This window comes from Spirosoma arcticum (assembly GCF_054779955.1).
The window spans coordinates 101,827-126,498 of the sequence record NZ_BAAGXG010000014.1 but is presented as its reverse complement, the minus strand read 5'-3'; the positions used below and the strand labels follow the sequence as shown (position 1 = coordinate 126,498).

Annotated in this window: 21 protein-coding genes and 1 riboswitch; of the genes, 10 read left to right on the top strand and 11 right to left on the bottom strand. The window is 53.2% G+C overall.

From position 1 onward, the window contains the following. Positions 1–208 precede the first annotated feature (208 nt). Both ACYVHB_RS25560 and lysA read right to left on the bottom strand, forming a co-directional pair. Complete coding sequence (locus ACYVHB_RS25560) at positions 209–922, bottom strand: YebC/PmpR family DNA-binding transcriptional regulator (protein ID WP_461054656.1); 714 nt, start codon at positions 920–922, stop codon at positions 209–211. Positions 923–1,030: 108 nt separating this feature from the next. Beyond that, positions 1,031–2,299: a diaminopimelate decarboxylase gene (gene lysA / locus ACYVHB_RS25555; RefSeq protein WP_461054655.1), complete on the bottom strand. Its 1,269-nt coding sequence runs from the start codon at positions 2,297–2,299 to the stop codon at positions 1,031–1,033. Positions 2,300–2,669: 370 nt separating this feature from the next. Here lysA and ACYVHB_RS25550 point away from each other — a divergent pair, with 370 nt between their 5' ends. The 5 genes from ACYVHB_RS25550 (at position 2,670) to ACYVHB_RS25530 (ending at position 7,487) form a co-directional block, all read left to right on the top strand. Further along, complete coding sequence (locus ACYVHB_RS25550) at positions 2,670–3,395, top strand: 6-phosphogluconolactonase (RefSeq protein WP_461054653.1); 726 nt, start codon at positions 2,670–2,672, stop codon at positions 3,393–3,395. A 90-nt stretch (positions 3,396–3,485) separates the two neighbouring features. After that, entirely contained in the window at positions 3,486–4,793 is a 1,308-nt protein-coding gene (locus tag ACYVHB_RS25545) for an NCS2 family permease (protein ID WP_461054652.1), read from the top strand. A gap of 25 nt (positions 4,794–4,818) precedes the next feature. Beyond that, complete coding sequence (locus ACYVHB_RS25540; protein ID WP_461054651.1) at positions 4,819–5,622, top strand: 5'-methylthioadenosine/adenosylhomocysteine nucleosidase; 804 nt, start codon at positions 4,819–4,821, stop codon at positions 5,620–5,622. A gap of 140 nt (positions 5,623–5,762) precedes the next feature. Continuing rightward, positions 5,763–6,965, top strand: coding sequence for an amine oxidase (locus tag ACYVHB_RS25535; protein ID WP_461054650.1), 1,203 nt, complete (start codon positions 5,763–5,765; stop codon positions 6,963–6,965). Positions 6,966–7,058: 93 nt separating this feature from the next. Continuing rightward, positions 7,059–7,487 (top strand): hypothetical protein, encoded by a 429-nt coding sequence (locus ACYVHB_RS25530; RefSeq protein WP_461054649.1) that lies wholly within the window; start codon positions 7,059–7,061, stop codon positions 7,485–7,487. Between the two features lie 26 nt (positions 7,488–7,513). On the opposite strand, the gene ACYVHB_RS25525 is transcribed toward ACYVHB_RS25530, so the two are convergent. From ACYVHB_RS25525 to ACYVHB_RS25510, 4 genes are all read right to left on the bottom strand, one after another. Continuing rightward, positions 7,514–8,242, bottom strand: a complete 729-nt coding sequence (locus ACYVHB_RS25525) for an esterase family protein (RefSeq protein WP_461054648.1) — start codon at positions 8,240–8,242, stop codon at positions 7,514–7,516. 74 nt (positions 8,243–8,316) lie between these two features. Next, positions 8,317–8,985 carry an SGNH/GDSL hydrolase family protein gene (locus ACYVHB_RS25520; protein ID WP_461054647.1) on the bottom strand — a complete coding sequence of 223 codons (669 nt, stop codon included), beginning with the start codon at positions 8,983–8,985 and terminating at the stop codon, positions 8,317–8,319. A gap of 65 nt (positions 8,986–9,050) precedes the next feature. After that, complete coding sequence (locus ACYVHB_RS25515; RefSeq protein WP_461054646.1) at positions 9,051–10,133, bottom strand: homoserine O-acetyltransferase family protein; 1,083 nt, start codon at positions 10,131–10,133, stop codon at positions 9,051–9,053. Between the two features lie 101 nt (positions 10,134–10,234). Continuing rightward, entirely contained in the window at positions 10,235–11,551 is a 1,317-nt protein-coding gene (locus ACYVHB_RS25510; RefSeq protein WP_461054645.1) for an O-acetylhomoserine aminocarboxypropyltransferase/cysteine synthase family protein, read from the bottom strand. A gap of 226 nt (positions 11,552–11,777) precedes the next feature. Further along, positions 11,778–11,912: riboswitch (SAM riboswitch) on the bottom strand. A 282-nt stretch (positions 11,913–12,194) separates the two neighbouring features. On the opposite strand from ACYVHB_RS25510, the gene ACYVHB_RS25505 reads away from it, so the two are divergent. Further along, a complete protein-coding gene (locus tag ACYVHB_RS25505) occupies positions 12,195–12,521 on the top strand; it encodes a DciA family protein (protein ID WP_461054644.1) in 327 nt (108 codons plus the stop codon). Between the two features lie 44 nt (positions 12,522–12,565). On the opposite strand, the gene ACYVHB_RS25500 is transcribed toward ACYVHB_RS25505, so the two are convergent. Further along, entirely contained in the window at positions 12,566–13,789 is a 1,224-nt protein-coding gene (locus tag ACYVHB_RS25500) for a glycosyltransferase family 87 protein (RefSeq protein ID WP_461054643.1), read from the bottom strand. Between the two features lie 178 nt (positions 13,790–13,967). Here ACYVHB_RS25500 and ACYVHB_RS25495 point away from each other — a divergent pair, with 178 nt between their 5' ends. After that, the gene (locus ACYVHB_RS25495) at positions 13,968–14,978 is read left to right on the top strand and encodes an ion channel (protein WP_461054642.1); all 1,011 of its coding nucleotides are present in this window, start codon (positions 13,968–13,970) and stop codon (positions 14,976–14,978) included. A 71-nt stretch (positions 14,979–15,049) separates the two neighbouring features. After that, positions 15,050–15,982, top strand: coding sequence for a S66 peptidase family protein (locus ACYVHB_RS25490; RefSeq protein ID WP_461054641.1), 933 nt, complete (start codon positions 15,050–15,052; stop codon positions 15,980–15,982). Here the strand turns inward: ACYVHB_RS25490 and porG are convergent. The 4 genes from porG to ACYVHB_RS25470 form a co-directional block, all read right to left on the bottom strand. Further along, on the bottom strand, positions 15,961–16,632 hold the full coding sequence (gene porG / locus ACYVHB_RS25485; RefSeq protein ID WP_461054640.1) for a type IX secretion system protein PorG: 672 nt from the start codon (positions 16,630–16,632) through the stop codon (positions 15,961–15,963). The two genes, ACYVHB_RS25490 and porG, sit on opposite strands and share 22 nt — an antisense overlap. 57 nt (positions 16,633–16,689) lie before the next feature. Then, positions 16,690–17,697 (bottom strand): DUF6089 family protein, encoded by a 1,008-nt coding sequence (locus ACYVHB_RS25480; protein ID WP_461054639.1) that lies wholly within the window; start codon positions 17,695–17,697, stop codon positions 16,690–16,692. Between the two features lie 327 nt (positions 17,698–18,024). Next, positions 18,025–20,106: a tetratricopeptide repeat-containing sensor histidine kinase gene (locus ACYVHB_RS25475; protein ID WP_461054638.1), complete on the bottom strand. Its 2,082-nt coding sequence runs from the start codon at positions 20,104–20,106 to the stop codon at positions 18,025–18,027. A gap of 79 nt (positions 20,107–20,185) precedes the next feature. Continuing rightward, complete coding sequence (locus ACYVHB_RS25470) at positions 20,186–20,965, bottom strand: LytR/AlgR family response regulator transcription factor (RefSeq protein WP_461054637.1); 780 nt, start codon at positions 20,963–20,965, stop codon at positions 20,186–20,188. A gap of 693 nt (positions 20,966–21,658) precedes the next feature. Between ACYVHB_RS25470 and ACYVHB_RS25465 the strand changes: the two genes are divergently transcribed. Together ACYVHB_RS25465 and ACYVHB_RS25460 are read left to right on the top strand one after the other, a co-directional pair. Further along, positions 21,659–24,064, top strand: coding sequence for a TonB-dependent receptor (locus tag ACYVHB_RS25465; RefSeq protein WP_461054636.1), 2,406 nt, complete (start codon positions 21,659–21,661; stop codon positions 24,062–24,064). Between the two features lie 42 nt (positions 24,065–24,106). After that, positions 24,107–24,658, top strand: coding sequence for a hypothetical protein (locus tag ACYVHB_RS25460; protein WP_461054635.1), 552 nt, complete (start codon positions 24,107–24,109; stop codon positions 24,656–24,658). Positions 24,659–24,672 lie beyond the last annotated feature (14 nt).

Below are 24,672 nucleotides of genomic sequence, written 5' to 3'. Positions count from 1 at the left end.
GGGCGGAGTTGCCCAGCGGCTTGTACTACTACCAGGCCAGTGTACGCTTCGGGGTGCTGGCCCGCAACGCCCCCCCGCTCATCCTCAAGGGCTGGGTGCAAATCCTCAGAGAAACCAGCCCCCAGGGGTAATAAAGGGAATTAATTTTGCTCATCTAAACAAAAAATGCCTGCTGTTCAGCAGGCATTTTTTGTTTAGCACTTCCCCTCTATTTCATATTATGGTAGACCATCTGTACGTCGTCATCCTCTTCAATGCGCTCGATGAGTTTTTCCACGTCGGCGACTTCTTCGTCGGTTAATTCTTTGTAATCGTTGGGGATGCGCTCGAACTCGGCCTGTTTGATGTCGAAGCCTTTCTCTTCAAGAAATTTCTGCACCGACCCAAACGCCGTAAATTCCCCGTAAATAATGTATTGATTGACTTCTTCATCGAATTCAATCTCATCGCCCCCCACGTCGATCAGTTCGAGTTCAAGCTCGTCGGGATCAACGCCCTCGGCCGGAATGCGAAACACCGACTTCCGGTCGAACATAAAATCGAGCATCCCCTGCGTACCCAGACTGCCGCCGAGCCTGCTGAGGTAGCTGCGCACGTTGGCAACGGTTCGATTGTGGTTATCGGTGGCAGTTTCAATCACTAAAGCGATACCATGCGGGGCATACGCTTCGTACACAATCTCTTTGTAATCTTCCTGTTCTTTCGACGACGCTTTTTTGATGGCCCGATCCACATTTTCCTTGGGCATGTTGGCCGCTTTGGCATTCTGGATTATAGCCCGCAGCCGCCCGTTGGTGTCGGGGTCGGGACCACCGCCCTTCACGGCCATCACGATATCTTTGCCAATGCGGGTGAAGGTCTTGGCCATCTGGCCCCACCGCTTCATTTTCCGCGCTTTTCGGTATTCAAACGCTCTTCCCATTGTTGTAGTTTTTTAAACCGCATCGGCCGGTACGCCGGAGCGGGGCCGACAGAGGAACAGAGAATTCAGGGAGGTCACGGAGTTTTTCTCTGTTCCTCTGTGAATACTCTATGCCTCCGCGTTTACCAATTTATTAGTTACTTCGTCAAAATCAATAATTTCCTGGCCGCGCACTAAATCGGCAAAGGTTTCGCGCTGGCGAATCAGGTACGGCGCTCCCTCATAAACCAGCACTTCGGCCGGGCGAAAGCGGGCGTTGTAATTCGAGGCCATGCTGAATCCGTAGGCACCGGCGTTTTCAAAAGACAGCACGTCGCCCGGTCGCACCTCGGGTAATGCCCGATCCGTGGCAAACGTATCCGTCTCACAAATGTATCCCACCACATCGTAGCGCTGTTCCTGACCGAGCGGGTTCGAGATGTTTTTTATATCGTGATAGGCATCGTACATCATCGGCCGGATCAGATGATTCAGGCCCGAATCGACCTGCACAAACGTCCGTGTGGGGTTTTCCTTGACCACGTTGACGCCCACGAGCAGATGCCCGCTTTCGCTCACTAACAGTTTTCCCGGTTCAAAACAAAGCTGAATAGCACGGCCGTAGCGATCACAGAACGCCCGGAACGCGGCCGACACCCTGGCACCCAGGTCGGGCAGGTTAGTAGAATAGTCGCCCTCGCGATACGCCACTTTAAAGCCACTGCCAAAATCAATAAACTGAAGGTCGGGATAGTCCCCGGCCATCTCGAACAGCACGTCGGCGATCTTCAGAAAAGTATTGCTGTCCTTGAAGTCTGAACCGGTATGGATGTGCAGCCCCACAATCGGAATAGCATACCTGGTGACGATGGTACGAATACGGTCACGGTACTGATTGGGAATGCCAAACTTCGAGTTTTCGTGGCCGGTCTGAATCTTGAAGGTGCCCCCCTCGGCAATGCTGGGGTTGATGCGCAGGGCCACCGGAAAGCGGTCGCCGTAGGTTTGGCCAATCTGTTCGAGCAGCGGCAGGCTGTCGGCGTTCAGTTGCAACCCCATTTCCAAGGCTTCCTGAATTTCGGACCAGGCGTTGCCGCTGGGGGTGTACATGATCTGGCCCGGCTCAAAACCGGCCAGCAGCGCCAGCCGCGCTTCGTTAACCGAAACAACTTCCACATCAATGCCCTGCTGCCGCATTAGTTTGAGAATCGACACGTTGGTCAGCGCTTTGGCTGCGTACTTTATTTTCAGGTTGACGCCGGAAAATGATAACCGGAGCAAGCCAATTTTTTCGATAATTTTGTCGGCATCATACACGTACAGCGGCAGACCGAACTGCCCGGCTATGGCAAGTACGTCGACATCCTGAATGCGGTAACCTCGGTCTGACAGTTGCATAAAGTGGAAAAACGAACCGCAAAATTACGCCATCTTTCCCCCATGACCAAAATTCGCCCGGTACTCTTGTGGCTGCTATGCGTCACCCCGTTTTTTGGCTTCGGTCAGACGATCCACAACTCAGCGATAAGCTATTATACCGATCAACCAGTTTTTACAGTCCACCGGCTCACCGGTCAGGTGGACTCCGAAGAAAAGCGACCGTCCGAACGGTCAAGCAAGGGCCGCCCGGTGAGCCTGCCCTACCCGACACCACCTCAACCACGCCAGCAGCTCTGTTAAACCGATCACCCGGTGTTTCGGGTCGGCGTCGTAAATTACGGCTTCGGGAACGTGGCTGAATTAGGTCAATTGAGCCAGCCAAATAACCATGAACATCCAAAAATTTCCCGATCACGACGCACTATCGCAGCACACCGCCGAACACATTGCGGCCCTTATTAACCAGAAACCCGACGCGTTGCTGTGTCTGGCATCCGGCGATACGCCCATCGAAACCTACCGGCGACTGGTCGCGCTGGCGCAGGCGGGCCACGTCGACGTTAGCCGCTGCACGTTCGTGGGTTTGGACGAGTGGGTAGGTTTCGGACCCGATGACGCCGGGAGTTGCTCGTATTACGTGTACCGAGACCTGTTCCGGCCGCTCGGTCTGCGACCGGAGCAGATTCACACCTTCAATGCCAAGGCCGATGACCTCGCGGCCGAATGCGCCCGCCTTGACGCGCTCATTGACGGGCGGGGCGGGCTGGATCTGCTGCTGGTGGGCATGGGCATGAATGGCCACATCGCGCTCAACGAGCCGGGGACACCCTTCACAAACGGCTGTCACGTAGTCGAACTGGCCGAGAGCACCAAAACCGTCGGGCAGAAATACTTCGACCAGGAAACCGTGCTGACGCAGGGCATTACGCTTGGTCTGCGCCATCTGACGGGAGCACGAACCGTTATTTTGCTCGTTAGTGGTGCCAAGAAAGCGGCTATGCTCTATACGGCCCTGACCGGCCCCGTTACCGAGCAGGTTCCGGCCAGCATCGTTCAGACCCAGCCGAACGCACGGGTTTGGGTCGATGAAGCAGCGGGAGGTTTGGTAGTTTAAGTTTGTCGTTCGTAGTTTGTGGTTTGTAGTTGGCTGACGCGTCAGCCAACTACAAACCACAAACTACGAACGACAAACTTAAAAACTGTTTTGCCAACCCTGCCCTCCCGCCGTACCGAAGTCCTCGCCGGTGTCTCGACCTTTCTGGCGACGATGTACATCATCATCGTCAACCCGGCTATCCTTAGCCAAGCGGGACTGCCGTTTAGCGGGGTGCTGACGGCTACAATCCTGCTATCGGCCTTTTGCAGCCTGATGATGGGCCTCTATGCCCGCAACCCCATTGTGGTAGCGCCGGGCATGGGCCTGAACGCGTTTTTCACGTTTACGGCGGTAAAAGGCATGGGTATCCGGCCCGAGGTGGCATTGGGAGCCGTTTTCTGGGCGGGCATTTTGTTCATGCTACTTTCGCTGCTGAACGTCCGGTCGGCCATTGTACGCATCATTCCGCTGCCGTTGCGCTACGCTGTTTCGGCGGGTATCGGCCTGTTCATCACGCTCATTGGTTTCGAGAACGCGAAATTCATCGTGGCTAATCCCGCTACCTTAGTTAGCATCGCCCATCTGACCGATCCCATCGTCTTAACGTTCATCTTTGGATTGTTGCTAACAGCGGTGCTGGTCGTGCGCAACGTGCCGGGTGCCATCATCATCGGCATTGTGCTCACGACGCTGGCAGCCTGGCCCATCGGTCGATACTGGGGCGATGCGTCGGCGGTGAATTTTGGGCAGAAAACGCTGGTTAATTTTCAGGGTCTCGTAGCCGCACCGGATTTCTCGCTGATCGGCAAACTCGATCTGGCCGGGTCGCTGTCGTGGGCATTGTGGCCGGTTATTTTCGCCTTTGCGTTCACCGACTTGTTCGACAGTCTGAGTACGTTCGTAGGCGTGGCTGAAGCGGGTAATCTACGAACGCCCGATGGTGAGCCACGTAACCTGAACCGCTCACTCCTGACCGACGCCGTAGCGACTACGCTGGCGGGGGTGTTTGGCACCAGCCCCGGCACGGCCTACATTGAGTCGGCGGTGGGGATTGCGCAGGGCGGACGAACAGGTTTGACAGCTATTGTGGCGGGCTGCTGTTTTCTGCCGTTTCTGTTTTTATCGCCCCTGCTGTCGGTTATTCCGGCCATTGCCACGGCTCCCGCGCTCGTGCTGGTTGGAGCATTCATGATGAAACCCATTACGCGCATCGACTGGGGCCGGTTAGACGATGCGCTGCCCGCGTTTCTGGCGCTCGTGCTGATTCCGTTCAGCTACTCCATCACGCAGGGGTTGATCTGGGGATTTCTGTCGTGGACGGTCATTAAAGTGGCTGTCAGCAAAGGCCGCGAGGTACCGCTGGGCTTGTGGATTGTTGACGTGTTCTGTGTGCTGGCGCTTTTTGCGGGGCATTGATACGGGAAACCGCTACTTTTGCACCATGAAATACATGGTCTTCCTGCTGCTAATCTCCCAAATCTCTCACGCCCAACGTTACAAACCTCAACCCATCACGGGTCTACTGGGCGCGTTTGGGGCTGAAGTAGCGCTCGTCAAGCAGTCGCTTGAGCGGCCCAAAACGGTGCTTGTCGATGGTATAACGTTCACTATAGGGCGCATTGGTAAGCAGCGGGTTGTCGTGGCCGAAACGGGCATCGGAAAGGTTAACGCGGCCATGACCACGGCGCTGATGCTCGACCATTTCCGGCCCCGGCGTGTGCTGTTCACCGGTATTGCGGGCGGCACCAACCCCGATCTCCAGCCCGGCGATATCGTTATTGCCAGCCGAACCATTCATCATGATTACCAGTCCATTACGTTCGATCAGAAACCTACCATTCAAACGCGCAACAGCCTATCGGGACAGGCAAACCCGGCTTACTTCCTGGCCGATTCGCTGATGCTGCTCCGCGCTCAGGCCGTAGCCCGCACGGTCGCTTTTGAGCCAATCCCGATTACAACCCGCCCGCCAACGGTGGTGACGGGGACGGTGGTAACGGGTGATCAATTTATTTCTTCGGCTCAAAAAGTAGCGCAACTGCGGCAGGATTTTGGGGCTGACGCTACCGAGATGGAAGGCGCAGCCGTGGCTCAGGTGTGTTACCAGCTTCAGGTGCCACACCTCGTGATTCGGAGTCTGAGCGACCGGGCCGACGACAACGCCCGGCGCGATATGCTCTCGTTTTACCAAACAGCCGCCCGCAACTCGGCGAAATTAGTGCTAGCTATTGTGCAGGCCCTATAGTTCTGGTACGCTCATTACCTGTCGACTTGCACTATCCCATTGTCCCCTTGGCTCAAAAAAGTCCACCTTCAACCGATAAACGGCGTTTTTTTTTGTTCACAGAGAGCAATCACACGCTTAGCCCGCTGGCTTACTCATTGATGTCTAACAGTACAAACAGCACACAACTACCGGTCAAAAATCCTTTTCAATCGTTCTGGTGGGCTGGTTATGAATGCACTGACCAACTCAATGCCTTTGGCAACCGGGTCGATTTTCTGCCCCTGACGGGCCACCTCCCCCTATTGAAAAAAGATTACGAAGACCTTGACCCGTTCAACATCCGCACCGTGCGGGAGGGTATCCGCTGGAGTCAGGTCGAGAAAAAAGCGTATCACTACGACTGGAGCGTGGTTGAACACATGCTGATCGAAGGGCATCGGCAGGGTATTCAGCAGGTGTGGGATCTGTGTCATTTCGGTTATCCCGACGATCTGACGCCCCTCCACCCCATGTTTGCCCGGCGATTTGCCCACATGTGCCGGGCGTTCGTGACGTTTTACCGCGACCGCTACCCCGACGATACGCTGATTGTGACGCCCATCAACGAGGTGAGCTTTATGTCGTGGCTTGGGGGAGACGTACGCGGTACGTCGCCCTATTGTACCAAACAAGGCTGGGAAGTGAAGCTCGGGTTGATGCGGGCCTACATCGAGGGCGTAGCGGCCATGCGCGAACTGGACCCCACCATCCGAATCCTGACCACCGAACCACTCGTACACATGGTGCCACCATTGAACGCGACGAGCCGGGAAATTCGGGATGCGGCTTTCGCTGATACGAACCAGTTTCAGGCGGTGGATATGCTGGCGGGGCGTCTGTCGCCCGAGCTGGGTGGCTCGCCGGACTACCTCGACATTCTGGGGTTCAATTATTACTACAACAACCAGTGGATTGTGAACACGGGTACGTTTTTGCCCTGGAATGACCCCATTCCCGATCCACGCTGGGTGCCGTTCCGGCAGTTGCTGATGAAGGCATACCGGCGTTACAGACGCCCCATTGCCCTGACCGAAACCAGCCACCCCGGCATCGACCGGCCGCAGTGGATCGATATGATTGGGCGGGAATGTGCGGCCATTGTGCGGGCGGGTGTGCCGTTGTGGGGTGCATGTCTGTACCCAATTGTGGACCGGCCCGACTGGGATCACCTCGACCAATGGCATCGTGCGGGCTTGTGGGATGCCGACCTGACTACCGATCCACCCGGCCGGATATTGGCCCAACCGTATGCCAGCGCGCTGCTACGGGCGCAACGGGTCGTGTCGGAAGCGGTGCTCAATCAAGCTCAGTTATCAACCTGATTCGTTGTTAATAGCTGTCGACTCCAGCACTTCTTTTGTTAGCGGGTACAACCATCAGCCTATGGCTGGAGTCAATGTAGAAAACGACATGCTATGAAACGAGTTATTGCTTCCTTCATCCTGTTTATTGTACTCCAGGCCAGTTGCCAGGATGACCCCACTCCAGCAACTCAGTTCCTTGACCTCAAAACGTTCCGGGTGGAGGTTCCTGATACCTGGAAGAATGTTCCCGGTGTGGGATACGACTCGCAGGTTGGTCGGCTTACCAATGACAGTGATGTGCTGGCGTACGATTATGGCTGGTACTCGTACAGGCTGCAAAACGAAACATCAGCAACGCACTGGCGCACCGTTACGACCATCGACGGGCGTCCGGCACTGATTGTTCGGCCTAAAAAGACGGGGCAAGGCGTTATTGGCTTGTTTGTGGAAGTCGATGATCTAAACCGGCTGAGCCTGACCGGCCACGACATTCGCGACGAAGCGACCGTTCTTCGACTGTTCAAATCAGTCAAATTCTAAAAAGTAGTTCATTCAACATCAGCGGGTCATAAATACAACTGCACCATCTTATGCCAGTCGTCGGCCTGGTGCGCCCGTCCGTTCCAGACGTGCAGTTCATGGGCAACGTGCTTGGCCTGTAGAGCCTCGCTCAGGGCGATGTTGCTGCCCAGAAACGGGTCTTCAGCGCCAATTGTCAGCACAATCTGTAGCCGGCGAAGCTGATCCAGCAATGCATCATCGTTCAGATTCGGCAGGAAGTGATTGGGGCTGTTGAAGTAAATATCCTCGTCATAATAATCATCGAATAACCCGCGAAACTCCGCCACCGGTGCCGACAGGTCGTATCGGCCGCTAAAAGCAACCACTTTGCCAAACCACTGCGGGTGCCGAAAGGCAATGTTAAGTGCATGGTAAGCGCCAAGGCTGCAGCCGTGCGAAATCATAAACGGCTGCGAATTTTTCAACCGGGAGAGCGGCAGCACTTCGGCCAGAATGTACTGCTCATACTGCCCATGCCGCCGGATGCGGTCGTGCGGGGGAACGGCCCGGTTGTAAATGCTTTCGCGGTCAACGCTATCCACGCAAAATAGCTGCACCCACCCCTTTTCAATTTGATCGGCCACGGCAGCAACCAAGCCCAGTTCTTCGTACTCGTAAAACCGACCGCGCCGGGTTGGGAATACCAGCACCCGTGCGCCGGCATGACCAAAAATGAGCAGTTCCATGTCGCGGCTCAGATTGGGACTGAACCATTTGTGATATTCGCGGTGCATAGTAGGGGCGAAAAGTACCGGCGAAATTGCAGCGTTCGGAACGTACCGCGTTCACTATCTAAGTGAAGAAATTGTTAAAGAATGCTGGGGTGCTGCTGGAGCACTTGTTGCCACACCCGGTAGCCCGCCGGACTCAGGTGCAACCCATCGCTTTCAAAAAACTCCCGGCGTGGTCGCCCGGCGCTGTCGAGTAGTGGCGTTGTGGTGTCAACCACTTGAAAATGGGGAATCGTACTAATTTCCTGCGCAATGAGTTCGTTTGTACGCCTGATTTTAGGAGCAATGGACCAGCGAGCGGGGCTAATTTTAATGGTCAGAAACGAAAGCGGTACGCCGGGGAGGTGCTGGCGCATTTTTTGGGCAAATGTGCAAAAGAACAGATATACTTCTTCAGGATGCCGCCCGTCGCCGAGGTCATTGTCACCGGCATAGAACACAACCGATTTGGGTGCAGCCGGAACAACGACCCGCTCAAAAAACCAGGCACAGGCCGCCAGCGTAGAACCACCGAACCCCAAATTAAGCAGATTTACGCCTGGAAAGTCGGCCGTCAGTGTTGTCCAGAGCCGGATGGATGAACTGCCATAAAACACGATCCTGTCTGGAGTGGCTCGGTCTGGAGGATCCTGGTTCTGAATGGCCAGCCCCAACGTGGTGCCGTTCAGGGCAGCTCCTTCCGGAACGACAGACAGGGTCTTTAGTTTAGTTTCGAGTTGATAAATTTCGTCTTCGTACCAGGTCATAGTTCATGGGGATAACGGTCCGCTCAGGGGCCGTCATCAGGCGTCATTAAACTATAATAGACTATTTAAACCCCCTGATTGTTTGCAACAGCCTGACTTTCGACAGCGGTGGCCATCCATTTACGGATAATACCCGACAACGGCCGAAACTCGATCAGGAACCCATCGTGACCGTAGAGCGAGTCAATTTCTTCGTAGGTCGCATCGGGAATGTGGCGGGCCAGAAACTGCTGCTCCGTTGGTGGAAACAGCAGGTCGGATCGAATACCAACCACCAGTGTCCTTGCCTTAATCCGCCCCAGGGCATTCGGGATACTGCCCCGGTTGCGGCCCACGTTGTGCGAGTCCATCACCTTCGACAGCACCCAGTAGGTAAACGCGTTGAAACGCTCAACTAATTTTTCGCCCTGATACCGCTGATAACCAGCCGCTTTGAAGTCATCGGTCTGCTCGTTATTGTCCAAAGCCTGGGTAAACCCATACGTGTCGTAATTCCGGTAGGAAATCATGGCCATGGCGCGGGCGGCTTTCATGCCCGCTGCCCCCGCGTCGTCGCGTCGTTCGCGCCAGGTGGGATCCGCTTCAATGGCCATCCGCTGCGCTTCGTTGAACGCAATACACCAGGGGGACGCTACCGCGCTGGCAGCAATAACCACTAAATTCTTAATCAGGTTGGGCTGCAAAATCGCCCATTCAACGGCCTGCTCTCCCCCCACCGACCCGCCCACGCAGGTATGAATGGCATCAATGCCCAGTTCCTGCCGCAGCAGATCGAGCGCCCCAACCATATCGCGAATGGTGATAGCGGGGAAGTCGTGGTGATACGGTTTACCCGTTTCAGGATTAGCCGACAGCGGTCCCGTTGAGCCATAACACGAGCCGAGTACGTTGGCGCAGACAATGAAATTTTGCTCCCGACCGGATGGTCCCCGACCATCCAATCCAGAATCGAAGTATTTACCCGGACCAACCATGCCGCCCCACCAGTCGCCTGCGTCGGCGTTACCCGTCAGGGCATGGCATACCCACACGACGTTAGACCGCTTGTTCAGCGTCCCATACGTTGTGTATGCGAGACGGAAGCCCGGCAAATGCCCGCCCGATTCAAGCGGGAACGAGTATTTATAATCGAAGTACTGGAGGCTCAAGAAACAACTCAGTTTGTGCGGTTCCCCGCTGGGATTTTTGAGTTTGTGGTTGGCTGACGCAAAGCAGCTTTGCGTCAGCCAACCACAAACTCAAAAGCTTATTAAACCAACTCAGGCTCCACGATCTGGGCAAAAGCCTGCTCGAAATCGGCTTTAATATCGTCGATGTGCTCAATACCGACCGACACCCGCAGTTGGCCCGCTACCACACCCGCGCTGGCCTGATCCTGCTCGCTGAGCTGCTGGTGCGTGGTTGCAGCCGGGTGAATAATGAGCGTTTTCGAATCGCCGACGTTGGCTAAGTGGCTCACTAATTTCAGGCTGTTCACGAACCGGTCGGCCGCGTCTTTGTCGCCTTTCACCTTAAAATTGAAGACGCCCCCAAAGCCACGCTTAAGGTATTTTTTGGCCAAATCGTGATACCGGCTGCTTTCCAAACCGGGGTAGTTAACCAACTCGACCTGCTCGTGCGATTCGAGCCACTGCGCCAGCGCGAGGGCATTCTGCACCGTACGGTCCAACCGGAGCGACAGTGTTTCCAGCCCCTGCAGGAGCAAAAATGAGTTGAACGGACTGATGGCCGGTCCAAAATCACGCAGGCCTTCCACGCGGGCGCGAATGATAAACTGAATGTTACCGAACGGCCCGCCCACGCCGAATACATCGCTGAATACCATCCCGTGATACCCTTCCGACGGCTCGCTGAACTGCGGGTACTTGCCGTTGCCCCAGTTATAGGTACCCCCGTCGACAATGACCCCGCCAATGCTCGTGCCGTGCCCGCCAATCCACTTCGTTGCCGACTCAACCACCACGGCCGCGCCGTGTTCGAGGGGCCGGAACAGGTAGCCTCCCGCCCCAAACGTGTTGTCGACAATGAGGGGCAGGTCGTGCTGTTTAGCAATGGCGGCAATGGCCTCAAAATCGGGGACGTTGAAGCCGGGATTGCCAATGGTTTCGAGGTAGATAGCTTTTGTTTTACCGTCGATCAACTGGTCGAATGACGCGGGATCGTCGCCGTTGGCGAACCGGGCTTCGATGCCAAACCGCTTGAACGAGACCTTAAACTGATTGTAGGTGCCGCCGTAGAGAAACGAGGTTGTCACAAAGTTGTCGCCTGCGCTGAGGATGTTGGTCAGTGCGATAAACTGGGCTGCCTGCCCCGACGCCACTGCCAGAGCCGCCACGCCCCCTTCCAGAGCCGCCATGCGCTTCTCGAACACATCGGACGTGGGATTCATAATTCGGCTATAAATGTTGCCGAACGCTTTGAGGGCAAACAGGTCGGCCCCGTGAGCTGAGTCGTTAAAAACGAACGAAGTCGTTTGATAAATGGGGACCGCCCGTGCGTTGGTGGTAGGGTCGGTTTCCTGACCGGCATGCAATTGCAGCGTGTCGAAATGATGTTCAGAGGCCATAATAGAAAAAGTTAGACGATTGTAGCGTTAAAAAGTGATTGCTGAGCCGTTGCGCAGACGCACAAATCTGCGTAGTGGGATCACTTGATACCTTAATAACTTATTGAAAGGGCGCACGGCGAAACCACTCCCGATTTCGGTGCAGGAAGTGAGTTGTGTTTAGCAGGCTCCCCAAGGCCATCCGGCCGGGGGCATACAGCGTCTGTTGCAGCGCATGTTCGTTATCGATTTATAGTTCCTAATGGTCCGCCGTCGGGTCGCCGAAGCGACGCGGCTGCTTTAGGCAGGAGTTAGCACCTTGCCAAGTGGTAGGTTGCCAGCGGTTCGCAGAGCCTGATCTCTCCCCGCTTCTGTATAAATCAATCCGCGCCGATAGGGTATCTGAGTGGCGCGTAAAATTGACTTGATGGTGCAAGTATATAGTCCAAATGACGGGAAACCAAACCAGACCGAATTTTTTGAGTGCCCGTATGCAGGTGTGTGGGTGGGTAAGTAATTAATTTTCAACTCCTCAAAACTACGCAGACACGCGAACACCCGGGCACCCGTTTATACCGTTCCCTTATTTTCAGGGCTTCTTTTCCGGTCGGCGTACGATAAGTCGAAGTGTTGTTTACATTTGTAACAAGACACCGCGTTGCCCATGAACGAGCCGTACCGATACAACCGCGAAAATGCCACCCGCGTAGCTGGCGTTACCTCCCTCAAAGACGCAATCGGAAAACTACTGAAGCATTATCAGTTGCAAAGCCGCTTTAACGAAACCTACCTCGAAGCCTTCTGGGGGCGCATGATGGGGCACGCCATTGCTTCCCGCACCAACCGGATCTACGTGCGCGACCGCAAACTTCACCTCGAAATCACCTCGGCACCGTTGCGCAACGAACTCGTTAACGCCAAGCAGAAACTCATCCACGTGGTCAACAAAGACATGGGCACCGAGGTCATCGACGACGTCGTGTTTATTTGAGGTATCACGGACGGTCCGCCGTTGCGGCTTCAGCCCTTTTCCATCTAATTGTCAATCTTTTCTGGAGTACTCAATTGGTTGAAAAGCATCGGGGCAGGCCCCCAGTCTTTGGTTAGCAGGTCGATGGTGATTTTTGCCCAGATGAATATGCAAAACACCGCTTTCAGCACGTACGGATAAACGAGGATTTCGCGCAGTACCGGCGGAAAAATATCAGTTGGGGAAAGCGAGGTGAAAATAAACGCCAGTAGTACCAACACCCGATTGATTGCGGTAGCAGGCTGCGAGAAGTACCAGAAGCCAATTCCCCCGATGGCAATGACGAAGGTGGCCGATTCTGCCTTGTGATTGAATATGATCACCCATATCAATACGGAGGCCAAAACCAGCAGGCGGTACCCATAGTACGGATATTGGGCGATTCGCAACAAGGGCAACAGCAGCAGTACGCCCCCCGCACCAACGACGACCACTTTGGGCGGATCGAGCGAAAACCAGGTATTCAGCCAGCCCATCACCGACAGACCAACCGAGTTGGAATGATCGTTTTGCAGCATCACCAGCCAATTTTGGTACTGATCGAATAACTGCTGATACGATACAGCCACTAACGGTAATGCCACCAAAACGACCGTCCAGAGAATCGTGTAGAAAAAAGCAACGGGTTTGCGGGGGTATAGCAAAAACAACACAAAACCCACCAAACCAAATAGCTTGATAAAAACACTGAGCAGTATCAGCAGCGTGGCCCAAATCAGTTTGCCCCGCTCCAAACTGATGAACGTCCAGATGAACAGCCCCAGCATCAAACTATTGCTCTGCGAGTTCTGCGTAGCGGTCAGCAATTCGATCAGGATAAACCAACGTATTTTTACCTTCGTTTCATTGCTGAGAAACGGCAAGTGCCGGATGCCAGAAAATACGGTCAGCGTGTTCAACAGGTTCCACAGCATCAATCCCAACCAGTTGGGCAAATAGGCAAACAGACCCATGAACAAGGCGAACGTTGGCGAATATTTGAACAGATCCCACTGCTCCGCTAAGTGAAGCGCGTACAGATTTTGATTATTGAGTAAGTGAAAAAAGGCGTTCTTGAAAATGACATAATTATTGTATTTTGAGTAAGCAAGCTCACTCCCACCCACTGTCCGGTCTGGTAGTAAGTACTGCTGCAAACTGGCTAATAGTGTTATCAGCACATAGACCGTCAACAACACCCGCTCCTTGGCGAAAAATTGAATTACGGCTCTGTAACGCGGGTTACTCATTGGGCTGTGTTACTGGGTAAGCGGGCAAAAATATGGATTAAACAGGCATGTTGGCACCAGTTGCAGGGCAAGAATCTGCTGATCGAAGGCTTTTACTAATCATACCGCATGCGAACCGGGCGTATTCCTGTTCGGTTTTACGTAAAATCGGTGACGGCTCCCCTAAACATTGCACTCGGTGAAAACACAAGCAACTCAAACCACAGTTTCCCCTCCCCCGGCTAACCTGCGCGGCACCGACAGCCGCCTGGTGAAACAGGAAGAACAACGGCAGGATTTAGGCTTTGGCACTAAAATTAATGACCGGTATGGTCGGCTTATCAACAAAGACGGCAGTTTCAACATCAACCGCGTCAACGGCTCGTTCTGGGATCGGCTGAATGTGTACAACCGGCTCATCACCATGGGCTGGGTGCAGTTCTTAGGCTGGATACTCCTGTTTTATTTGGTCGAAAATGTCGTGTTCGCCAGTATATACATGCTGGCCGGTGCTGAGAATCTGCGGGGGGCCGACGACCGGGTTTTCCACGGCCCGTTCTGGAAAGCGTTTTTCTTCAGCGCCCAGACTCTGACGACGGTCGGCTACGGCCACATTGCTCCCGACAGTTTCCTGACCAGTGCCATTGCCGCTTTCGAGTCGATGCTGGGGCTGCTGGCCTTCGCGCTGGCAACGGGTTTGCTGTATGGGCGCTTCTCGCGACCGGTTGCGCACATCCGGTTCTCGAAACGGGCGGTTTTTGCGCCTTACTTAGACGTTAACGCCTGGATGTTCCGCATCATCAACGCCCGCGCCAATCAGTTGATCGACGTGCAGGTGGAAGTGTCCTTGTCGCGGCTGGAAACCAAACCCGACGGCACCCGGTATCGCCGGTATTACGGGTTGAATTTAGAGCGCAACAAAGTTAATTTCTTCCCGACAAACTGGACGCTGGTTCACCCCATCACGACCGAAAGCCCGCTCCACGGATGCACACCCGAGCAACTCGCCGAGACCGATGCCGAATTTTTGATTCTACTGCGGGCAATGGACGACACGTTTTCGCAAATGGTGCACATCCGCAATTCCTACCGGTATGATGAAGTGCTTTGGGGGCAAAAATTCCGGCCCATGTTCGACGGTAGTCAGGCGGGCATGGTAACGGTTGACTTGGATGGATTGGACAACACCGACCCCGCCCCGCTGAATTGAAGGGAATGCATAATGCCGTTGACGTTGTGCCATTGTACATTGCCCATTATCCATCATGCATTGTCTTTTCGATGACTTTTCCTCCTTTTCTGGGCCCCGGTGATACGGTCGGGGTGGTATCGCCCGCCAGTTGGTTTCCGTACGACGAACTGGCCGAGGGACTGCGTATTCTGCGCGACGACTGGCAACTAAACGTGATCGAAGGTGAGAGCTTGCACGCCGTTGATGGGCCATTCGCTGGTTCCGACGACCTCCGCCGGGCCGACCTGCAACGCCTGTTCGATGATCCCAGCGTCCGGGCCGTGTTTGCCGCGCGTGGCGGTTACGGCTGTTACCGGATTGCCGACAGTCTCGACCTGACCGGCCTGCGGGCTAATCCGAAATGGTTAGTGGGTTTCAGCGACGTGACGGTGCTGCTCAGTCTATTCTACAACCACGGTATCGTGAGTCTGCACGGGCTGATGCCCCGGCAGTTTGGTCAGCCCAACCGGGCCCAATCGCTGGAATCGCTACGCAACTGGTTATTTGGTGAATCTCCAGCGCAGTACGTTGTGTCAGCCCATCCACTCAATCGGCCGGGGCAGGCTACCGGGCCGCTCGTGGGCGGTAACCTGACCATGCTCGTCAACTCGCTCGGTACACCCACCGACGTTGACTTCTCCGGGACAATTCTATTTATTGAAGATGTTGACGAAACGCTCTTTTCGCTCGACCGGATGATGACGCAGTTGCGCCGGTCGGGGCGGTTAGCCCATTTAGCAGGCTTAGTCGTCGGGCAGTTTACCGACATGCGCGTTAACGCGTCGCTGCCGTTTGAGAAAAGCGCTTACGAGATCATTGCCGACGCCGTGGCCGACTACAACTACCCCGTTCTATTCAATTTTCCGGCCGGTCACGTCGATTACAACCTGACCTTACCGATTGGCCACCGGGTTGAGCTGGTCGTTGAGCGTGACGAAGCGCGATTGGTGTTTAGTAGCCGTCAGGGGCACACAATCTTGTAGAACGTGTAACTCACGGTGAAGGCCGTGTAGGTATAACTATCGCGGAGAGCGGGGTTGCCCTGCGCAATTTTGTTGGTCGTTACGCCGTACGTTCGCTCGCCCAGACCATCTAAGTAATCGTGCTTCGTGAACCGGGTACCAAACTCAAGCCCAACGCTCCACGGCCGGTTTATCTCGTACTTCATTCCTATTCCCAATGGGAAATTAATAATGCCCCGCGCCCGAACCACCGGATTGCGAAAGCTGCAAAGGCCCACCCCGCCAAACACGTAGGGTGTCCAGTTTTTGACTTTGGGCGTCAGTTTATAATTCAGAAAATTATACTGGAGGTCGAACGTTGCTTCGCTGAGGCTGCTTCGGAACGAGTACCCGCGTGCCTGCCGGAACGGGTCGCGGCTGAAACGGTCGGTGGCGCCAAGGCTGCCGATGCCCAGACCCGCCCGCAGCGAAAACGAGCGGCTGGCGTTGTAGCGGAAGAACAGGTTAGCCGCCGGACGGTAGAAACGGGGATTCAGCGCGGGCGATACGTCGCCTTTGTAAAGCATCCCGCCCACGCCCGCGCCCACTTCAATTTTCTGCGCCTGCGCCGACAAACTGATAAAAAGCCCGGCTACCAGTAGCCAGGCCGTACTATTTCGTGCGTGATTCATAGGAATGAGAACAGGCGGTCAGGACAATGGCGACACGGCTGCTCAGCCAATTTCGGCTTACTTGGTGGGCGGACACTTGATTTTACCCGGAATAACGTACTGAATGGAGAAGTTAGTTAGGATATAACCATCCCGAAAAACGCCGTCTCCCCCGCGCACCGTCGTTTGTAGCGCATCGCTGATTACCGCCTGCTGTTCAGGACTGCCGTTATCGAACAATTCCTTCAGAATGGCGTAGCGATCAGGGCCGTTTTTCTTGCGGGCCGCAATGGTCTGAAACCGCCGGTCGGCCATCTTGGTGGCCAATCCTTCGCGCGTGGCCGGGTCGCCGTAGCCGTTGCCGCTCACGTCGTCGAGATAGTCGCTGAAGGTATAGCGGTAACCGATTTCGACACCGACGTTAAACAATTCATTAATCATGTAGCGGGCACCAATTCCCACCGGCACGGCCACCGTCACTAACGAATACGGTTTTTCGCGGCCGGGCTGGCCCTGTCCTTCCGTGCGGAGAGGCTGGAGTTTCACCCACCGCCGGGCTTCGTAGGGCTCATTGTCGGGCGTTGCGGGGGTGCGGGCCTCGGGACTGTGCGCCACCAGCGCCAGACCACCAAACAGGTAAGGCGTGAATTTAGCCCGTGTGTTGGAGTTACGACCGTCTTCCACGAAATTATAGATACCCGTAAGGGCAAACTCCTTCAGATCATTCCTAAAATGAAGGTTTCGGGCGTACTGAACCACGTATTTCTCCACATTATTCTTGTTGAAGGTGTAGTCGTCGCCCGCGATACGCGCATAGGTGAACATGGCGCGTGCTGCAAAGTGGGGCGTGAACTGACGGGTGTAGCCCAGCCCGACGTTCCAGCGCGGCATAATGTACGTGGACCGGATGGCCCGCCGGTAGCCCGCCAGGTCACCGTAATAGTGCGACGAACCAACCCCAAACGTCACCGACGAGTACGGAATGAATCGGGTATTGGGTCGTCGTTGCGCTGCACTTTTCGTGATGTGGCTCGTCAGCAGGACAACGATGACGAAGCCGGTCAGCAAAGACTGATATTTTTTCATAAATGTGTAAGACGTGAATCAACCTGGCGCAGCCTGAAGGACAGCCATTTCGGAAACGGCCACACGAGCGCTTTTATTGGCACTATGCCCGGAAAATTATGTTTCAGACAGCCTGAAGACCTCCTCAGTGCATCACATTGAAGCGCTGACAGCCCAACAAGCCCAGCTATTAACTACCAATTATCGGACCAATATTACACGCCGTGGCCTGGGCACTTAGTTGCAAATGTCCTTATTCCTAACTGAGTTTTGATCCGTCCTACTGTGCTAACTGCTTGTCCGTACCAGATTTTCTTGTTTTGTCCTAATCAAGGTTTGACAGAGACTTCAAGTAATGTGGACAGGGCAACCCGACTTAAATAGTAAGCTTACGACCGTTCCCTCGCCCACAGTACTCTTGATCTCCAACCGACCGCCATTGCGTTTCATGAATTCATGGCAAACCAGTAGCCCCAGCCCCAAACTGGTTTCGCCCTGTGTGCCAACCCGATTTGGGGTTTGGGCTGCTTGTTGAGGATAGACCGTTGCTATACCAATACCGGTGTCGGCAATACGAACTACGGCGTGGGTGGCTGACTGATCGAAACTAATGTTGATATGGCCACCAGAGGGTGTAAATTTTAGGGCATTATGAATAATATTACGAATTACAATCTGCGCCTGACCGTCATCGGCCCAGGCAATGGCATTACCCCGACCTATATCGACCGCTATGTTTTTTTGCACTATTGTTAATTCAAATAACTCTTTCGTTTCAATGACTAAGTCCAGCAGGCTCACGGCTTCCGGCCTGGTATGCATCCCTTCCTTTTGCAGAGCCGCCCAGTGAAGCAGATTGTCTACCGTATGATATAATGAATTGACCGTTCGCTTCAACTGGCGGGCATGCTGCCCTAACCATTCCTCCGACTGTTGTTTCTGGTCCAATAGGTCTACGTTGAATTTCAAGCTAAGAACGGGCGCTCGAAGGTCGTGTCCAATCAGCGAGAAGAGTTTGTCTTTAACCGTGTTCAACTCGCTCAGTTTCTGAGCCTGGGCAGTTATTTCGGCTTTTTGACCATTCAGTTTGAGTAAGTTCCGGCGGTCCTGCACGACGATCCAGCCCATCAAGAGCAGCAGCACTGACAGGCCAATCGCTATACTGCTATAGAGTATCTTTTGCTTTTGGGTACGTTCCATTTCCAGCATCTGAATGATGGCATTTTGGCGTAGTAGGATAAGGTCCTCTTCTTTTTTTTGAAAGTTAAACCGCGATTCAACTAAGGCAATAGTTTGAATGTGTTTTGCTTCGTTTATACTGTCATTCAGGGCGGTAAGCTGATGAGATGTAATTACTGCCTGCCGATACTTAGTCTGCTTTTCCTGAATTCTGAGGAGGGTTTCCAGGCTGGATTTAGTTATAAAGGGCTGGAACGTTTTCCGGGCATTGGTCAGGGCTACTAACACGGCCTGATGGGCCTCTGAAAGGCGATTTTGCCCTTCGCGAAGGCGGGCTAATGTCAAGTAAATATTGGCGGAAACCAGGGGGGATTTATCAATTGCCCGAAACCCTTTATTCAGAGATCCTTCGGCTTTCTCAAACTGGCTTAGTTTAATAAAATCAGTTGCAATGCTCGTATAGGCTTCGGCAACCTCTAACGGTTTCCCCATTTTTTGCAAGACCGACAGAGTTATTTGCCAGTAAGGCAGGGCCTTGGCATAGTCATGCTGATTATCATACCATTCGGCTAAATTACCGTTTGCCAGATACTTGTTTTCCAGAGTTGGATACCGTTCAGCCGCTTTCTGCATGGCTATCAAATCGGCAAAGGCTTTCTTTTTATCGCCAAAGTTCGTGTGGATGGTATACAGCAGGGCATACGACAAGCTAACTAATTCGTCGTAGCCAGTTTGTTGGGCATAAGCCAGATTCTTATTACACTGCTCAACGGCTTTTGCCTGCTCAAAATGACTGGCATAGCCCTTTGCCACATCAAACATGGCTCGGGCGGCTTCCGGCACCCGGCGGGCCTGCTGAAAGAAAAGTGCGGCTTTTTGGTAGGCATTAATTCGCTGAATTGTCAACTGCCGATGATGGTAATATTTGCCAAATCCCCGATATACTCTACCCAAATTGAGGGGCTGTCGCGATTGGTTGGCCAGGCGCAGTGCTTGTTGCAGAAAACGTAACGCACTGTCGGGTTTGTTCTTATTCAGATAGGCAATAGACAGCTTTTCCAATAAGACAATCCGGGTCGTATCGTGCCGGGCTACCCGGATTTGCTGGTGAAGGGCGGTCATCGCGGAGTCATGCCCCAGGGCGGAAACGCCCCCGCCGGGTTGGGCCAGCAAAGATCCAGCGTAGCTCAGAAGCATCCAGCACAACCACCTGCGGTCCAGGCCTCTTGATAACTTACGTAGTGAAGTCATTCGGTTAGGTTGCTAACGCAAAGGTTACTGTACTGAGTAATGAGATCGTACTCGGTTCGCCAGTCGTTTACCCAAACCTCTACCCGCTAACGAAGCTATTCAGATGATCCTGGACCTGTTTTTTAAAGGTCCGGCCAACGGGTACAGCGTGGGTTTTTACCCAGATAGTACGGGCATTAAATTTGGTAACATGATTCAGGTTAATCAGATACGATTTATGGACCCGAATGAATTGGTTTTGGCCCAGTTCTACCCCTAAACTGGAAATCTGATCATTGATTACAAACGTGTCTGAGCCGGTAACGAGTTTGCTGTAAATAGTATAGGCTTCGAAATAGAGAATATCGGTAAGCGCAAAACGCGAGTTCGTTCGACCTGTTTTGAGGTAAATATGATCAGGCAATAGAGCCGAAGGTTTAGGTTCCAGACTTGCTTCAGCACCGGGAGCAGGCGAAAATGAGGTCTCCGGAACGGGAGAGACAGCAGGGACTGGAGTAAGGGATTGAAGCAGCGTCCGACGAAGGCCGCGTAAGAAACGCGTGTAAGTAAACGGTTTCGATAAAAAATCATTTATATCGCAATCGTAACAGTCAACGGCATAGCTGGGGAAGGCAGAAATGGCAATAGTAGGACCATGACCTGGAAATAACCGCAGGAAGTCCAGACCCGACATATCGGGGAGTTCCATATCTAAGAACAGCAGGTCGATTGGCTGATCGTGCAGGCTAATCATGGCCTGCGTACAGGTCTGAGCGATATATGGTTTTTCAAAGAGGTCGGTTTGCGCTAAGAAGCCTTCTAACTGGGCCACAATAAGGGGATCGTCCTCAACGATTAAGGTACGGTATTTATTTTTCATATGAGCGCAATTACGGTTAGAGGTTACAGCGATAGTGGGAGTGGCTGAAATGCATTGACTAACAACGAAAGTGCAACACTAAATAATAATTAACCCGCTTATTATCAATACGTTAACTATTGACAATTATTTGAACGCTATCTTGGAAAAGTGCTCTAATCAACACACTTCAGCCAATAATGTAACAGTCATACACGACGTTCTGCCAGTTAGATAGACCTGTTGTTTACTCCAAAAAAAGAACAGTCTATTTTCTGAATTAAGTTGCTTGTTAATTTTTCTGTGGGAAATTAACAACGATTACTTTTTGCTTATACGGTGATTTAGTAAAAAAGGATTGTTTGTAGCAATAAAGCGGTAGTTCAACTCTATAAAATGGTAGTTCACCTGCACATAGATAAAATAAAAGGTAATAACCTACAAATTTACGTGCCTGTAACCTATTCTATGGATCAATCAGGCGATAAAAATGAGGTGCTTCTTTCCGTTTGTGACACCATAGCCTAACAAGTAGAACGCTACCCACCAGATTCTGGTCGGGACAGAAAACCAGGCGGAGGCTTACTGATAAGTATGTATTATATGTTATCGGCATCATATAAACCGTATGCTACTGGAAATTTGGGGCAAAATCCAGCCTGAATACGTGTACTAAGATCCTATTCATTTTGCAAAAAAAATAACCACTGAACAATGCCGGTATGTATAATTCTATGGCTGGTACTGGTTGCTTCTTTGGTAGGTTATGGCCAGGCGGTAACGGTAAATGATCAGGAAGATCACCAGCCGCTCGAACGGGTGACGTTTTCGAGTGAAACGCCCCAGGCATCGGCGGTTACGGACGCTGGCGGAAAAGTGGATATTTCAGCCTTAAAAGGAGCCACTACGATTCAGATTCGGATGATCGGCTACCAGACGCAAACGGTTAGTTACGACGAACTGACTAAGCGAACGGCCGTATTGTACCTAAAGTCGGGTCCTATTTCGCTGGATCAGGTCGTGGTGACGGCCAACCGATGGGGGCAGTCCAGCCGGGATGTACCCGCTAAAATCACCACCATTTCGGCTAAAGAGGTGGCTTTTCAGAATCCGCAGACGGCGGCCGATTTGCTGGCCATTTCCGGCGATGTGTTTATCCAGAAAAGCCAGCAGGGTGGTGGCAGCCCCATGATCCGTGGATTTTCGACCAATCGCTTGTTGATTGCAGTCGACGGCGTACGCATGAATACCGCTATTTTCAGGAGCGGTAACCTTCAGAATGTCATTGCGTTAGATCCGTTCGCCATTGCCAGTACCGAAGTGCTTTTTGGGCCGGGATCGGTCGTGTACGGTAGTGATGCCATAGCCGGGGTAATGAGTTTTTATACCCTCACGCCCAAATTCGCCACTGGTGCCCGACCGCTCGTTTCGGGATCGGCAACGGGTCGGTATTCATCGGCCAACAGCGAACTTACTGGTCATGCTGACGTTAACGTTGGCTGGAAAAAGTGGGCACTCGTTACCAGTGTGTCGCACAATAATTTTGGCGACCTGCGCATGGGGGCCAACGGTCCCAATGAATATCTGCGTCCGGAATACGTCGAACGCATTAATAATGAAGACCGAATCATTCCCAACGCCGATCCCCAAGTGCAGCGGCCAAGCGGTTATTCGCAGCTTAACCTGACCCAGAAAGTGCGGTTCAAACCAGGCGAGCGGTGGGATTTTAACTACGGATTTCATTATTCAACCACCTCTGACTACGCCCGCTATGACCGGCTGCTGCGCTATCGGCGGGGGCTTCCGCGCTCGGCCCAATGGACCTACGGCCCCCAGACGTGGCTGATGAATAACGTGTCAATGACTCATACGGCATCGGGAAGCCCCTATGACCAGATGACCGTCCGGCTGGCACACCAGTTTTTTGAGGAAAGTCGAATTGATCGTGATCTGAAGGATGCCGAACAGCGAACCACGCGCGAGAAGGTCAACGCGTTTTCGGCCTCCATCGACTTCGACAAACGCATCACCGATAGCCAGCGGCTATTCTACGGGTTGGAAGCCGTTTATAACGATGTTGCTTCGACGGCTACCAATCTGGATATCAGCACGAGCGTGTCAGCGCCGGGTGCCCCGCGTTACCCAAAATCGATCTGGGCGTCGTATGCCGCTTACCTGACCTATCAGCTAAAGGCGAGTGACCGGGTAACGGTGCAGGCGGGTGCACGCTACAATCAGTTTGCGCTGAATTCGCAGTTCGAGACTACGTTCTATCCGTTTCCGTTTACGACCGCTAACTTCAACAGGGGCGCCCTTACGGGTAGCTTAGGATTGGTGTATAACCCATCCCACTCCTGGGCGTTAAGTACCAACCTGTCAACGGGTTTCCGGTCGCCCAACGTCGATGATGTCGGTAAGGTATTTGACTCAACACCGGGTTCTGTGGTGGTTCCTAACCCGGCTTTGAACGCCGAGTATGCGTACAATGCGGAGGTTGGAGTCGCCAAAGTGGTTGGCCATTCACTGAAAGTAGACGTAACGGGGTATTACACCCTGTTGGATAACGCGCTGGTACGGCGAAATTTCTCCCTAAACGGCCGCGACAGCATCCTCTATAACGGCGAGTTAAGCCAGGTGCAGGCCATTCAAAACGCAGCGAATGCCAGGGTGTATGGGTTACAGGCGGGCTTTAACCTGGCTTTGTCGGCCAGTTTTCAGCTATCGTCGCAGTTCACGTATCAGAAGGGTGACGAAGAACTGGACGATGGCACCGTCAGTCCGCTCCGGCACGCGGCTCCCTGGTTTGGCATTACGCGGCTCAGGTACACCGCCCGGAAACTGGTGATGGAGGTGTACGGCGTCTATAATGGCAAAGTGACAAACGAAAAACTGGCGCCGGAAGAACGGGGTAAAGAGTACATCTACGCCGTTGATGTGGATGGCAAGCCCTACTCACCGGGTTGGTATACGCTCAATGCTAAAGCACAGTATCTCTTATTCGATAATTTATCCATCAACGCGGGCGTAGAGAACCTGAGTGATCAGCGGTATCGCCCGTATAGCTCTGGACTGGTGGCACCGGGCCGAAACTTTATTCTTGCGTTGAGAGCCAGGTTTTAATCATTGAGGGGTGTAGACCTGCTTTTTCACAATAAACCTGGTATGAAATTTTACGCTGTCGCCATACTCTTATTAAGCCTGCTTACTGCCTGCGCAGGGGTTAAGACGGCGGCCAATTCCGGGTCGGATTCGTTGAAAAAAACAGGGACTTACAGGATATCGGGGAAAGTGCAACAACAATTTCCCTACTGTGGCGGAGCAAGACCTACCGAGGCAATGCGTACCAGGGCGGCAACCCCGGTTGCGTATCCTAACAAAACGTTTTATGTCAGAACCGGAAATACGAACAGTGAACAGGGTGAAGTCATCAGGCAATTCACGACCAATAAGGAAGGACTGTATGCCCTAACGCTTAAACCAGGCATCTATTCAATTATTGTGGAAGAGCAATTGAGCGCCATTAAACCCCAGGATTATATGACAAAAACCCAAAAAGTAGACGAACCCTGTTTGGCTGACTGGTGGAAAACCCCCTACTATCTGCTGAAGGTAAACCACCAAAATATCACGTCGTTGAATTTCACGTTTACGCACCGCTGTTTTTTAACCAATGATATCCCTTGTATTACGTACACTGGCCCCATGCCCCATTAAACAAAAAAACAAAA

Coding starts and splice junctions, on each gene's coding strand:
- ACYVHB_RS25560 (WP_461054656.1), bottom strand. CDS start 922: ATGGGAAGAGCGTTTGAATACCGAAAAGCGCGGAAAATGAAGCGGTGG.
- lysA (WP_461054655.1), bottom strand. CDS start 2,299: ATGCAACTGTCAGACCGAGGTTACCGCATTCAGGATGTCGACGTACTT.
- ACYVHB_RS25550 (WP_461054653.1), top strand. CDS start 2,670: ATGAACATCCAAAAATTTCCCGATCACGACGCACTATCGCAGCACACC.
- ACYVHB_RS25540 (WP_461054651.1), top strand. CDS start 4,819: ATGAAATACATGGTCTTCCTGCTGCTAATCTCCCAAATCTCTCACGCC.
- ACYVHB_RS25535 (WP_461054650.1), top strand. CDS start 5,763: ATGTCTAACAGTACAAACAGCACACAACTACCGGTCAAAAATCCTTTT.
- ACYVHB_RS25530 (WP_461054649.1), top strand. CDS start 7,059: ATGAAACGAGTTATTGCTTCCTTCATCCTGTTTATTGTACTCCAGGCC.
- ACYVHB_RS25525 (WP_461054648.1), bottom strand. CDS start 8,242: ATGCACCGCGAATATCACAAATGGTTCAGTCCCAATCTGAGCCGCGAC.
- ACYVHB_RS25520 (WP_461054647.1), bottom strand. CDS start 8,985: ATGACCTGGTACGAAGACGAAATTTATCAACTCGAAACTAAACTAAAG.
- ACYVHB_RS25510 (WP_461054645.1), bottom strand. CDS start 11,551: ATGGCCTCTGAACATCATTTCGACACGCTGCAATTGCATGCCGGTCAG.
- ACYVHB_RS25505 (WP_461054644.1), top strand. CDS start 12,195: ATGAACGAGCCGTACCGATACAACCGCGAAAATGCCACCCGCGTAGCT.
- ACYVHB_RS25500 (WP_461054643.1), bottom strand. CDS start 13,789: ATGAGTAACCCGCGTTACAGAGCCGTAATTCAATTTTTCGCCAAGGAG.
- ACYVHB_RS25490 (WP_461054641.1), top strand. CDS start 15,050: ATGACTTTTCCTCCTTTTCTGGGCCCCGGTGATACGGTCGGGGTGGTA.
- porG (WP_461054640.1), bottom strand. CDS start 16,632: ATGAATCACGCACGAAATAGTACGGCCTGGCTACTGGTAGCCGGGCTT.
- ACYVHB_RS25480 (WP_461054639.1), bottom strand. CDS start 17,697: ATGAAAAAATATCAGTCTTTGCTGACCGGCTTCGTCATCGTTGTCCTG.
- ACYVHB_RS25475 (WP_461054638.1), bottom strand. CDS start 20,106: ATGACTTCACTACGTAAGTTATCAAGAGGCCTGGACCGCAGGTGGTTG.
- ACYVHB_RS25470 (WP_461054637.1), bottom strand. CDS start 20,965: ATGAAAAATAAATACCGTACCTTAATCGTTGAGGACGATCCCCTTATT.
- ACYVHB_RS25465 (WP_461054636.1), top strand. CDS start 21,659: ATGCCGGTATGTATAATTCTATGGCTGGTACTGGTTGCTTCTTTGGTA.
- ACYVHB_RS25460 (WP_461054635.1), top strand. CDS start 24,107: ATGAAATTTTACGCTGTCGCCATACTCTTATTAAGCCTGCTTACTGCC.